Genomic DNA, 12,349 nt, shown 5'->3' with positions numbered 1-12,349 from the left:
TTCCACGTGCAGCCCTCCGCCGGCGCCTACCTCGACGCCATGGCCAGGCTCTACCGGCGGGACGAGGCCCCGCAGGCGTGGTTCGTCGTCCACCCCCTCGGGCCGGAGGGCGCCGCCCTCGCGGCGCGCGCAACCGCCGCCTTCGCTGCCGTCGGCGACGTGGTCGTCGGCGCCCGCGCCGTCGAGGACGAGCGACCGAGCTACCTGGACGTGCTCGCCGAGGCCGAGAGCGCCGGCGCCGACGTGGTGGCCGTGCTCCTCGGCGCCGCCGACCAGCTCACCCTGATCGGGCAGGCGGAGGACGCCGGCCTCGGCCTGCGCCTGGCTCCCTTCCCCGACCCCGTCACGCAGACGCGAGAGTTCCTGGCGGCGGCGAACCGCTACGGGGTGGGCACGGCCGTTCCGCGGCTCGAGCTTTGGGACCCGGCGCTGGCCACGCCGGCGGCAGCGGCACTGAACGGTCGCTTCCAGTCGCGCTGGGGTCAACCGTTCGACGCCCCGGCGTGGGCCGCCTACACGGCGGTGTCCGCGCTGGCGGCGGCCGCACGCGCCGCGGACTCGGTGGAGCCGGCGGACCTCGCCGGCGCCCTGCTGGCGCCGGACGTGGCCGCGGCGGGCGCGAAGGGCGCCAACGTGGCCTTCCGCGCCGTCGACCACGAGCTCCGGCAACCGCTCTACGTGGTGACCGTCACCCCGGGCGCCAAGTGGGGGGTGCTCCTCTCGCAGCGCCTGGCCGCGGGGACGCTGCGCACCACGTTGCCGGCGGCGACGGACCCCAGCGCGGCGCAGCTCGACGAGCTCGGCCTGGCGGGCGGCGGTGCGGACTGCGACTTCTAGTCGGGCGCCGCCGGCGGTCGTCAAGGCGCGGCCCGGCCCCGGGCGGGCGTCACTCCCAGATCAGGAGCTGCTCGAACTCGCTGGGGCGGCCCTGCGCTGGCACGCCCACGTGTGGCGGCGGCGCCGCGGCGTCGGTACGCGGTCCCGCCACGGCGGTGGCCGGCGTGGGCACGGTCACCACCGGCCAGTCGGCGCCCGCACCGCTCCCGTCACGCCCGTCCCGGGGCGCCGACCCGGCGGTCCGGCGCGCCTTGGCCTCCGCCCCGGTGGTCACGCGCCGCAGCAGGGCCTCCGCCTGGGCGGGTGCCATGGGGCGGGCGAAGAAGTAGCCCTGGGCGAAGTCCACGCCGAGGCGCTTCAGGAAGCTGCGCTGGAAGGCGGTCTCGATCCCCTCCGCCACGACCACCTTGTCGAGCTTGTGCGCCATGGCGCATATGGCCTCGACGATGGGCCCGGCGCCCGTCGGGTCGGCCAGGTCGTCGCTCGGTCGCGGCGTCGACCGGCCGCCCGCGCCCTCGGCGCCGCCGGGCCACGAGCTCCTCACCGAACGGGAATGGCCCGTGCCCGTCAGGGGCGCCGGCTCCAGGTCCTTGACGAACGAGCGGTCGATCTTGAGAGTGCGGATGGGGAGGCGCTGCAGGTACGCCAGCGATGAGTAGCCCGTCCCGAAGTCGTCCAGCGCGATGCGGACGCCCAGCCGCTCCAGGCGCCTGAGGGTCCTCACGGCCAGGTCCTCGTCGCGCGCCAGCACGCTCTCGGTGACCTCGATCTCGAGAAGTTCCGGCGCCACGGCCGAATCGGCGAGCGCGCCCTTGACGGTGTCGTAGAAGGCCTGCTGGTGGAACTGCAGGGTGGAGACGTTCACGGCGACCCGCACCGGCATGAGACCGAGCCGCTGCCAGGCGCGCAGCTGCAGGGCGCTCTCGCGCAACATCCAGTGGCCGATCTGGCCGATGAGGCCCGCGTCCTCCGCCACCGGGATGAACTCGCCGGGCAACACCAGCCCGAGCTCGGGCGAACGCCACCGCAGCAGGGCCTCGAACCCGACGAGCGCGTCGTCCGACAGCCGCATCTGCGGCTGGTACTCGACCTCGAACTGGTTCTCGCTCAGCGCCCGCCGCAGCTTCCGCTCCAGGTCGAGGCGACGACTCAGGCGCGTCCGGACCTCGACGGTGCTGAAATGGAAGGCGTTCTTGCCGCCCTGCTTCACCTGGTACATGGCCGCGTCGGCCGAGTGCAGCAGCGACTCCGTGTCGTGACCGTCGCGCGGGTAGAGCGACACCCCGATGCTGGCCGAAACCTGCACCTCGCGCCCATCGACGGTTATGGGGGCGCCCAGTTCGCGCACCAACGCCCGGGCGATCTGCCCGGCGGACGCCTCGTCCCTAACGCCGAGGAGCGCCACCATGAACTCGTCGCCGCCCATCCGCCCCACGAGGTCGTTGACGCGGACGTTGCCGCGCAGCACCTTACCCACCTCGGTGAGGAGCTTGTCGCCGGCGTCGTGGCCGTAGGTGTCGTTGACGAACTTGAAGCGGTCGAGGTCGACGAACAGCAGAGCCAGCCCGCCTCCCGCGGCATTCGCGAGTTCCAGTTCCGCGCAGAGCCGCTGCTCGAACGCCGCCCGCACGAGTGCGCCCGTCAGGGGGTCGACGAGCGCTCGCTGCGAGACGGCGCGCTCGTGCCGCAGGTTGCGCTCCAGCCATGTCAACCAACCCGTGACCGTGCCGATGCCGGCGTAGGCGACGAACGCGAACGCCTGCTCGACCCCCAGCATGTCGAGCGGCTGCCACGCGGCGATGCCGAGCCCGTCGGCGCGCACGTTGACGGCCAGGTAGCCGAGGACGCCGCTACCGAAGCCGCCTACGGCGCCCCAGAGCCAGCCGCTGACGCCGACGAGCACGAGTCCGGCCAGCGGGGCGTGAGCGGCCGCCAGCTCGCTGACCTGGCCGTAGGCCACGAGGTAGGTAGCCCATAGCAGCAGTGGAGTCAAGCGGCGCAACCAGCGTGTCATGTCGTTACCGAGCTTAGCGGCGCCCTGGCACGAACTTCTGACCGGGCCGAGGCGCCCGTCTCGCGTCGCGATACTTGGCGCGTGCCCGACGGGAAGGTAGTGACGCCCCGGCCCGGAAGCGGGTAGCATGACGCCATCTCAAGCGTGGCGCGAGGCGGTAGCGGGGACCGCCGCAGGTCGCCTGACGGGGTCGCGGCCGGCACCACCCAGAGCACGGGTCCTAACGGGCCCGAGACCAAGGAGGAAGTGCATGAAAGGTAAGTCCTTAGCCCGCACGCTGGTGGCGCTGCTCGCCGTCGGGACGGTGGGCCTCACGGCGTCGGCCCAGACATTGACGATGGCCATGGCGGCGCAACCCGACACGCTCGACCCACAGGTCACGTCCGCCACGGCGGCCTTCCAGGTCGGCAAGTCGCTGTACGACGGCCTCGTCGAGGTCGATCAGGCCGGCAACATCGTCCCCGCGCTGGCGAAGAGCTACACCATCTCGAACGACGGCCTCGCCTACACCTTCGAGCTGAACGCCGCCACGTTCCACGACGGCACGTCGTTCGACTCCGCGGACGTCGTCGCGACCCTCGACCGGATCAGGGCCGAGGCCACGGCCTCCCCGAAGGCGAGCGAGTTCGCCAACATCACCGCCGTCACGGCGCTCGACGAGCACTCCGTCACGGTCACCCTCGCCAAGCCGACGCCCGCCCTCCTGGCGTCGCTTGCCTCCGGTTGGGGCGCCATGCTGCCCAGCGAGAAGCTCGCCTCCGGCCACGACTTCGGCAACGAGCCGGTCGGCACGGGACCGTTCAAGCTCGCCTCGTGGGTGCGCGACAACGCCATCACCCTCGACCGCAACGCCGACTACTACCAGGGCGCGCCAGCGCTCGAGCGCGTCGTCATCCGCTTCGTGAACGACTCGGCCGTGCAGTACCAGGGCCTGATCACGGGCGAGTTCGACATCATCGACACCGTCCCGCAGTCGCAGCAGGCCGCCGTGGAGTCCAACCCGGCGCTCGCCCTCGTGCGCGAACCGTCGGGCACGGTGCTCGTGGCCGCCCTGAACACGCGCCGGCCGTACCTGGACGACGCCCGCGTGCGGCGCGCCCTCAACATGGCCGTCGACACGGAGATCGTCCTCGACGTCGCCTACGGCGGCGGCACCCAGGTGGGCACCTTCATGGAGGCCGGCAGCCCCTGGTACCCCGAGTCGGTGCAGCCGTTCCCGTACGACCCGGAGAAGGCCAAGGCCATCCTCAAGGACGCGGGCGTGCCCGCCGACTGGACCATCCAGCTCGTCCTGCCGCAGCCGTACCCGCAGCACATCCAGGCGGGCCAGATCGTGCAGGACTTCCTGCGCGAGGTAGGCATCAACGCCGAGATCTCCATCGTCGAGTGGGGCGTGTGGCTGTCCGACGTCTACGGCGGCCCGCGCGACTTCGACATCACCGTCATCGGTCACACGGGCAAGCTCGACCCGTCCGGCAGGCTGACGGGCCTCGGCACCGACAAGAACTACACCGGCCTGATCGACTCGGACGTTGCCGACTGGATCGCCGCCGCCAACATCACCGCCGACCCCGCCAAGCGCAAGGCGCTGTACACGCAGGCGCTCATCCGCCTGCACGACGACGCGCCGTTCATCTACGTCGGCACCGCCGACCGCGTGTACGCCAGGCAGGCCAAGGTCGTCGGCTTCTGGATGACGCCGCTCCTCGACTCCTTCGACTTCCGCGCAGCGCGCTTCGAGTGAGCCTGAGCGAGTGACCGCGGCTCGCTTGCGAGCCTGTCTACGTGAACGGGTGGGGCGCCTGACGGGCGGCCCCACCCGCCTTTCGTACCCCTCCCCGCCCCTCGATCGCGGGCGCGGCCGCCGCCCCACGGGGCACGGGACCGACCGAACGGGACGCTGTGTCTAGGTATCTACTGGTTCAGACCCTCTCTTTCATCGTCACCCTGTGGGCGGTGCTCACGCTCGTGTTCCTGGCCATGCGCGCGCTGCCGGGCGACGCCGCCACGGTGATGGGCGGGATCGACGCCAGCGAGTCGCAGGTGAGCACCCTGCGCACGCAGCTCGGCCTCGACCGTTCGCTCCCCGCCCAGTACGCGACCTACCTCGCCGACATGGCGCAGGGCGACCTGGGCCGCTCCCTCCGGGAACGGCGCCCGGTGGTGCGCGTGTTGGTCGACCGCTTCCCCGTCACCCTCACGCTCGCCGCCATGGCGTTCGTGGTCTCGCTGCTGGTCGGGCTCGGGTTGGGGTTGCTGGCCGGGTTGCGGCCCGGCGGCACGTTCGACAGGCTCACGCTCCTCTTCACCACGGTGGCGTTGGCCCTGCCCGAGTTCTGGTTCGGGTTCCTCCTCATACTCCTCTTCGCCGTGCGGCTCGGCTGGTTCCCCGTGCTGGGGTTGCCGCCGCAGGGGCTGACGCTGGCGGCGAGCTGGCACCTGCTGCTGCCGGCCGTCACGCTCGCCATCCCCCGCGCCGCGCAGGTCGCGCGGCTGGCGCGCTCCCGGGTGCTGGAGGAGCGCAGCTCCGACTACGTCCGCACCGCCCGGAGCAAGGGGTTGCGACCGGCGGCCATCGCCCGGCACATCGCCGCCAACTCCCTCCCCGGCACCATCCCCCTGCTCGCCCTCGAGCTCGGCGGCCTGCTCACCGGCACGATCGTGGTGGAGCAGGTGTTCGGGCTGCCAGGCCTCGGCGCCACCATCCTGGGCGCCATCGGCGCGCGCGACTACCCCGTGGTGCAGGGGGTCACCATCCTCGCCGTCACCGTCTACGTGCTGGTCAACTGGTTGGCCGACGTCATGCAGGTCGTCTCCGACCCGCGGCTGAGGGTCTCGTGACCCGCGCGAGGTTCGGCGCCCTCCTGCTGGCGGTCATCGCGCTCGCCGCCATGTTCGCGCCGCTACTCAGCGGCTACGACCCCATCAAGCCCGACTACCGCGCGCGCTACGCCCCGCCCAGCCAGCAGCACCTGCTGGGCACGGACGGCCTCGGCCGCGACGTCCTGGCGAGGTCGTTGGCGGGTGGACGGGTGTCGCTGCTCGTCGCCCTGTCGTCGACCGTGCTGACCCTCGCGCTGGGCGGGGTGCTGGGGGTGGTCGCCGCCGGCTTCGGCGGGGCGGTCAACATGGTGTTGTCGCGCGTCTTCGACGCGCTGTTGGCCTTCCCGGGCTTCCTCCTCATCCTCCTCGTCGTCGCGAGCCTGGGCGGCGGCACGCTGCAGACGGTCATGGCCATGGGGGTGGCGGGCTCGCCCGTCTTCTTCCGCCTGGCGCGCGCCTTCACGCGCAGCGAACTCAACGCCGAGTACGTGACGGCCGCCGGCGCCCTCGGCGCCACCCGCCTGCGTCAGCTCGTGCGCCACGCCGTCCCCAACTTCCTGGGGAGCATCGTCGTGCAGCTCGCGAGCACGGCCGCGTCGTTCCTGCTGGTCGAGGCGTCGCTCTCGTTCCTCGGCCTGGGGGTCCCGCTGCCGACCCCGAGCTGGGGGAACGTCCTGCAGGACGCCCGCGCCTTCCTGACCACCCAACCGTGGGCGGCGGTCGGGCCGGGGCTGTTCCTCGCCGGCGCCTCGCTGTCGTTCCAGTTCATGTCGGACGGCCTCAGGGACATCCTCGACAGGCGCGCCTGAACGCGGCCGTATGATGCGGCCATGTGGATCTACTCGCTCGACGACCGCGTGCTCAACACCGCCCTACTGGAGAGCATGGAGGTCGTCGAGACGTTCCCCGACGACGTCGCCATCGAGGACATAGAGGCCACCATCGCCGAACCGGATTTCTACGAGGTCGTCGCCATCATGAGCTCGGGGGACGAGGCGCTCCTCTACTCCTGCGAGGACCAGGACGAGGCGTACGTCGTGTACGACCTCCTGGCCACCATCCTGGCGCGCGGCACCTTCCGCGACGGCTCGCCCGTCCAGGCGCCCATCTCGGTGCTGGACCTGCTGGACCGCGAGCGCCAAGCGCACAACTGACCCCTGCCGCACCTACCGCCGCGCCAGCCTCAGGCCAAGCGCAGGGCGGGCGCTGAGCCGAGCGCCTCCACCACCCCGATGGCAGCGGTGCGGGGGAAGCGCGGCCGCAGGTGCGCCGCCACGGCCTCGGCCGCGGCGGGATCCACCGAGAGCAGCAGCCCGCCGCTCGTCTGCGGGTCGACGAGCGCCAGCCAGGTGACGGGGTCGATGGCCTCGCGGCCCGTCACGGCCGCACCCACGTAGCGCGCGTTGGTCGAGTGGGCGCGCGTCAGGCTCCCCGCCGCCAGCGCCGCGCGGGCGCCGTCCAGGAGCGGCACGCGCTCCGCTTCGAGGCGCACCCCCACCCCCGAGGCGTTCGCGAGGTGGAGGGCGTGCCCGAGCAGGCCGAAGCCGGTGACGTCGGTGGCGGCGTGCACTTGGGCGTGCAGCTCGTCCGGGAGCTCGTGGCGGTTGACCTGCCGCATGGACGCCACCGCCTCGCCGAGCGCGTCGGCCGTCACCTCGCCCGCCTTGAGCGCCCCCGTGAGGGTGCCCGTGCCCACGGCCTTGGTGAGGAGGAGCACGTCGCCTGGGCGCGCGCCCGCGTTCGTCCAGAGCCGGTCCGGGTGGACGAGGCCCGCAACGGAGAAGCCGAGCTTGAGGGTGTCGTCCTCGATCGAGTGCCCCCCAACCAACACGGCGCCCGCCTCGGCGAGGGCCGCGCCGGCGCCGGCCATCAGGGCCGGCAGGACCTCGTCGGGCAGGCTGCCCAGCGGGTAGGCGAGGATGGTCATGGCGCTGATGGGGCGCCCACCCATCGCGAACACGTCGGAGACGGCGTTGGCCGCCGCCACGGCGCCGAAGTCGTGCGGGTCGTCGAGGATGGGCGTGAAGAAGTCGAGCGTCTGGACGAGCGCCATGTCGGGGGCGAGGCGCCACACGGCGGCGTCGTCGAGGCGGTCCACCCCGACGAGCAGGTCGGGGTGACGCGCCGGGGGCAGGTCGCGCACCAGGGCGGCGAGCGTGCCCGCGGCCAGCTTGGCGGCGCAACCGCCCTTCTTCACCGTGGCGGTGAGGCGCACGGTCAGGCCGTCGCTCACGCCGCCTCCGTCCTCAGCCACCCGAGCACCTCCGCCTCGTCGCCGGCGAACATCACCGGGCGCGCCAGCCGCCCGAGCGCGCGGCGGTAAAGGGGGTCGTAGTGCCGCTCGAGCAGCTCCTGGATCCAGCCGCCGTGGGCGGCGGGGTCGTCCCAAGCCGCCCCGTCGGCCGCGAGGCGCGCGACGCGCTCCGCGAGCGCGTCGCTGACCGCGCCGCCCAGGCGGCGCCGCAGGTGGGCGAGGGAGGCGAGGAGATCCGCCGCCACCGCCTCGCGGCCCCGCTCCAGGGTGGCGGCGGCGACGTACTCGGCGTGGATGGCGCGGGCGCGACTCGCCGGCCCGGCCTCAAGCATCACGAGCGGGGCGCGGGACATGGCGTGGTGCAGCGCGTCGGGCAGGGTCCGCCGGCCCACGTGCCGCGACTCGTCCTCGACCAGCAGAAGGGCGGCGCGGCTCACGATCACCTCGGCCGCTACGGCGTTCTCGAACGTCTGCTGGCTCGGTTGCGCCTCCGCCAGGTGGCCGAATGCGCTGCCCCGGTGGCGCGCCAGCCCCTCGAGGTCGACGACCTGCAGCCCGGGCGGCGCGGCGGCGGCGAGGCGGCGCAGCAGCCGCGTCTTCCCCGCCCCGGTCAGGCCGGCGAGCACGAGCACGCGCTTGGCCGCCACGGCGGCCGGCAGGGTGGCGACGAGGTGGCGCCGCAGCGCGCGGTAGCCGCCGGTCACCGCCAGGGCCTGCGGCCTGGCGATGAACTCGACCGCCAGGCGGCTCCTCAGGCCCCCCCGCCAGCAGGCGACAGCCGTCGGCCCGGCGCTCGCCTCGACGACGGCCCGCCAGGCGTCGATCCTCGCGGGCAGGCTCGCCCGCACCAGCTCGTGACCGAGCGCGACCGCTGCCTCCTGGCCCGCCTCCTTGTAGCGGAGCCCGACCAGGTGACGCTCCTCATCGGTCAGGAGGGGCAAGGGGGCCGCTCCCGGCAGGGCGCCGCGCGCCACTTCGACGGGCGCCCGCACGTCGATCACCGGGCGCGCGCTCCCCGCCCCGAGGGGGTAGACGTCGGTGGGCGCGAGTGTCATGCCGGTCAGGATACGCCCGGCGCCCTCAGGCCGGCAGCGTCAGGCTCCTCAGGTCGCGCGGGTAGTTCGTGAGGAACTCGATGCCGTTGTCGGTGACGAGCACCGTGTCGGAGTGCCTGAAGCCGCCGAGGCCGGGCACGTACAGGCCCGGTTCGACGCTGAGCACCATGCCGGGCCGCAACACGCCCTCGTAGCCGACGTCGAGGAACGGGCTCTCGTGGATGCGCTGACCGAGCCCGTGCCCTACGTGGTGCCGCCAGTTCTCCCACAGGCCGTGTTCGTCGACGTAGGCGCGCATGGCGCGGTCGACGGACGCGGCGGGGGCGCCAGGGCGGATGGCGGCGAGGCACAGGTCCTGCAGCGCCAGCATGTGGTGGAACCAGCGCCTCTGCTCCGCGCTGGGCTCGCCCAGGAACATGGTGCGCTCGAGCTCGCTCAGGTAGCCCCACACGTCGGCGCCGGCGCCCGTCACGAGCGTGTCGCCGCGCTGGAACACCGCGTTGCGGGCCAGGGCGTGCGGCAGGGCGCTCGCGGCGCCGACCTGCCCGCGGTAGATGGCGAGCGCACCGCGGATCCACTTGTTGCGTTGCCGGTAGTCCTCACCGAGCTCGGCGCCCATGGCCCGCGTCGCCGCCGCGCTGGCGGCGGCCGCCACGTCGTCCTCGCGCAGGCCCACCTTCGTGCCATCCTGGAGGAGCCGGTGGGCGTAGGCGCCCCACCTGGCGCTCTCGCGTATGAGCGCCACCTCGTGCTCCGACTTGAGGGCCATCTGCTCGTCGAGCGCCCGACCGACAGCGACGACCCCGCGCGGCAGCAGGCCGCTCAGGGGCAACCCGACGTAGCCCATCACGGGCGGGTAACCGTCGTGATCGATGCCCACGGGGCCGGTGGCCGCGAGGGCCTTTAGCTCGGCGGCGAGGAGCGCGAGCGGGTGCGTCTCGCCCGGGTACTCGGGGTAGGCCACCACGCGTTCCACCGAGGCCATCGCCTCGGCGTGCTCGCGCTCGAGCCGCGGCACGAACAGCGTGCGAGCGCCGTCCGGGTCGACGATGAGGGCGATGGGGCGCTCGGTGGGCGAGAAGACGAAGCCCGTGAAGTACTGGATGTACTGGTCGTCGAAGAGCACGAGCGCGGCGGCGCGGCCGGCCAGGCGGCTCGCGGCCGTCCGCGCCCGCGCGGCCAGCTCCGAGGGCGTGATCGGGCTGAGCGCCCCGCCTCCCACGGGCGGGTTCACGCCAGGACCTCACGGGTGAGGAACTCCCTCACCACCCGGCGCCACTCCTCGCGCTCCTCGTTCTGGGGCCCGTGGCCGCTCTGCTCGAAGATGACCAGCTCGGAGTCGGGCAGGAGCGCGTGAAGCTCCTCGCTCGCCGCCAGGGGGGTGACCCAGTCGTGGCGGCCGACCGTGACGAGCACGGGAGCACTGAGCTCCGCCAGGCGCGGCCTGAGGTCGAAGTCGGCCTGGTTGTGGGCGAAGGCGTGGTTGTGGGTGGCGTGGTGGAGCTGCATGGCGGCCACCTGGCGGGCGTCGCGCTCCGCGTCGTAGCTGACGGTGTATAGCGGCATGATCATGGTGATGAGCGCGCGGAAGTCGGCGTCGGAGGTGGTGCGGCCCTCGAAGAGGCGCGTCAGGCCGGGCACGTCCATCGGGTAGGGGCTGGCCAGGGCCCGACGCATGGCCTCGTCCTTGAACCCGGCGTGGGCGGCCGTGTCGCGCAGCACCACGGCGCGCACGTGCTGCGGGTAGCGCAGCGCGTACTCCTGGGCCAGGAAGCCGCCGTACGACCCGCCCGCTATCACGATGCGCTCCCCGAGGCCGAGGGCCTCGCGCACGGCGTCAACGTCGGCGGCGAACTGCTCGTGCGTGTAGGGGGGCGTGTCTGAGCTCGCGCCAGAGCCGCGCTGGTCGTAGCTCACCACGCGGAAGGCGTCCGTGAAGGCGGAGTAGACCTCCCAGTCGTTGCCCCGGCTGCCCATGCCTGGCGCGCCGTGGAGCGTCACTATCGTCGGCTTGCCGCTCGCGGCCGCGTCGACGCGCGCCGAGTCGTCCACCTCGAGGGTGGCGCCGTTGACCACGAGCTGGAAGGTGGTGGCGCTGACGGGCGTCCGCCCGGTGCCGGGGGCGCTCACCTGGCCCAGACCTCCTTGAGGACGCGCATGACGTTGCCGCCGACGGCCTTGCCGATGTCGTCGTCGCTGTAACCGTGCTTGACGAGCCAGCGCACGATGTTCGGGAACGCCTCGGCGGGGCTCTCGAGCCCGTCCACGAACTCGACCTTGGGGTACTCGAGGGCGCCGCGCGACGCGCCGATGCTGAGCGCCTCCGTCAGGGCCGTGTGCAGGCCGACGTGATCGCCGAACAGGACGTCCGGACCGAACGCCACGTGGTCGATGCCGACGAGGTCGACGCAGTACTCGAAGTGCTCCATGAACGACTCGATGGTGTGGCGGGGGTTCTTGTGGGTGATGGTCGTGTGCGGGGCCGCCTCGATGCCGATGACGCCGCCCTTGGCGGCGCACGCCTCGATGACGTCGTCCGGCTTCAGGCGGCGCGAGTCCCATAGGGCGCGGGCGCCGGCGTGGGTGATGAAGACCGGCTTGCTGCTCGCCTGGATGGTGTCGAGCGACGTCTGGTCGCCGGAGTGGCTCACGTCGATGGCCAGCCCGAGCTTGTTCATGCGCTCCACGGCCTTGCGACCGAAGGTCGTGAGGCCGCCGTCGCGCGGCTCCTTGAGGCCGCTGCCGAGGGCGTTGGCCTCGCTGTAGGCGATGCCGATGCAGCGCACGCCGAGCCCGTAGAGGACGTCGAGGCGGTCGAGCTCGTTCTCGATCATGGCGGCGCCCTCGATGCTCACGATGAAGGCGATGCGCCCCTCGGCCTTGGCCCGCACGATCTGTTCGGTGGTGGTGCAGAGGACGACCATGTCCTGGTGGGCGATGTCGGAGAGGCGCAGGCCCAGGTCGGTGATGACGTCGTCCCACTTCCAGCCGCCGCGCGAGTGGATCATGGCGGTGCCGTTCATCAGGTTGTCGAACACCGCGTCGAGTCCGCTGACGGCGAGGCCCTCGTAGCCCGTGAAGTCGCGGCCCCAGCGGCGGAACTCGAAGAAGCGGGACAGGTCCTTGGGGGCCACGAAGCAGTGGTCGTGGAGCGAGATCATCAGCTTCTCCGCGAAGAGGCGCTTGACGCGTTCCTCCTCGGCAGGCGTGACCTCCACCTGCTTGGAGGCGACCCGGTTCAGGACGGGCGAGAGCTCGAACTCCTTGTAGTCGGTCCCGGCCTCGAGGAACTGGAACGACCGGTAGCCGTCGTAACGCTTGTCTTGCATGTCAGCTCCGTTCTGCGGGGGCGCGTCGTCGCGGCGC

At 72.6% G+C, this 12,349-nt stretch carries 11 protein-coding genes; 5 read left to right on the top strand and 6 right to left on the bottom strand.

The window, feature by feature from the left end:
- On the top strand, positions 1–837 hold an 837-nt coding region (locus H3C53_01160), incomplete at its 5' end, for an ABC transporter substrate-binding protein (protein ID MBW7915286.1).
- Positions 838–886: 49 nt separating this feature from the next.
- On the opposite strand, the gene H3C53_01155 is transcribed toward H3C53_01160, so the two are convergent.
- Positions 887–2,851, bottom strand: a complete 1,965-nt coding sequence (locus H3C53_01155) for an EAL domain-containing protein (GenBank protein ID MBW7915285.1) — start codon at positions 2,849–2,851, stop codon at positions 887–889.
- A 250-nt stretch (positions 2,852–3,101) separates the two neighbouring features.
- Here H3C53_01155 and H3C53_01150 point away from each other — a divergent pair, with 250 nt between their 5' ends.
- The 4 genes from H3C53_01150 to H3C53_01135 all read left to right on the top strand — a co-directional run bounded on the left by H3C53_01150 (position 3,102) and on the right by H3C53_01135 (position 6,828).
- On the top strand, positions 3,102–4,595 hold the full coding sequence (locus H3C53_01150) for a hypothetical protein (protein MBW7915284.1): 1,494 nt from the start codon (positions 3,102–3,104) through the stop codon (positions 4,593–4,595).
- Between the two features lie 158 nt (positions 4,596–4,753).
- On the top strand, positions 4,754–5,692 hold the full coding sequence (locus H3C53_01145) for an ABC transporter permease (GenBank protein ID MBW7915283.1): 939 nt from the start codon (positions 4,754–4,756) through the stop codon (positions 5,690–5,692).
- Entirely contained in the window at positions 5,689–6,483 is a 795-nt protein-coding gene (locus tag H3C53_01140) for an ABC transporter permease (GenBank protein ID MBW7915282.1), read from the top strand. The genes H3C53_01145 and H3C53_01140 overlap by 4 nt, the downstream gene beginning before the upstream one ends.
- A gap of 21 nt (positions 6,484–6,504) precedes the next feature.
- Positions 6,505–6,828, top strand: a complete 324-nt coding sequence (locus H3C53_01135; GenBank protein ID MBW7915281.1) for a hypothetical protein — start codon at positions 6,505–6,507, stop codon at positions 6,826–6,828.
- 29 nt (positions 6,829–6,857) lie between these two features.
- Here the strand turns inward: H3C53_01135 and selD are convergent, their stop codons facing one another.
- The 5 genes from selD to H3C53_01110 are packed head-to-tail and all read right to left on the bottom strand — an operon-like array spanning position 6,858 to position 12,312.
- Positions 6,858–7,907 (bottom strand): selenide, water dikinase SelD, encoded by a 1,050-nt coding sequence (gene selD / locus H3C53_01130; GenBank protein ID MBW7915280.1) that lies wholly within the window; start codon positions 7,905–7,907, stop codon positions 6,858–6,860.
- A complete protein-coding gene (gene selU / locus H3C53_01125; GenBank protein MBW7915279.1) occupies positions 7,904–8,983 on the bottom strand; it encodes a tRNA 2-selenouridine(34) synthase MnmH in 1,080 nt (359 codons plus the stop codon). Before selU ends, selD begins: the two co-directional genes overlap by 4 nt.
- Before the next feature lie 25 nt (positions 8,984–9,008).
- The gene (locus tag H3C53_01120) at positions 9,009–10,205 is read right to left on the bottom strand and encodes an aminopeptidase P family protein (protein ID MBW7915278.1); all 1,197 of its coding nucleotides are present in this window, start codon (positions 10,203–10,205) and stop codon (positions 9,009–9,011) included.
- 8 nt (positions 10,206–10,213) lie between these two features.
- A complete protein-coding gene (locus tag H3C53_01115) occupies positions 10,214–11,113 on the bottom strand; it encodes an alpha/beta fold hydrolase (protein MBW7915277.1) in 900 nt (299 codons plus the stop codon).
- The gene (locus H3C53_01110; GenBank protein MBW7915276.1) at positions 11,110–12,312 is read right to left on the bottom strand and encodes a membrane dipeptidase; all 1,203 of its coding nucleotides are present in this window, start codon (positions 12,310–12,312) and stop codon (positions 11,110–11,112) included. The genes H3C53_01115 and H3C53_01110 overlap by 4 nt, the downstream gene beginning before the upstream one ends.
- Positions 12,313–12,349 lie beyond the last annotated feature (37 nt).

The sequence above is a fragment of the Trueperaceae bacterium genome, from assembly GCA_019454765.1.
In the GTDB taxonomy this organism is placed as follows: Bacteria; Deinococcota; Deinococci; order Deinococcales; family Trueperaceae; genus JAAYYF01.
This window is presented reverse-complemented; position numbering and strand designations above follow the sequence as displayed.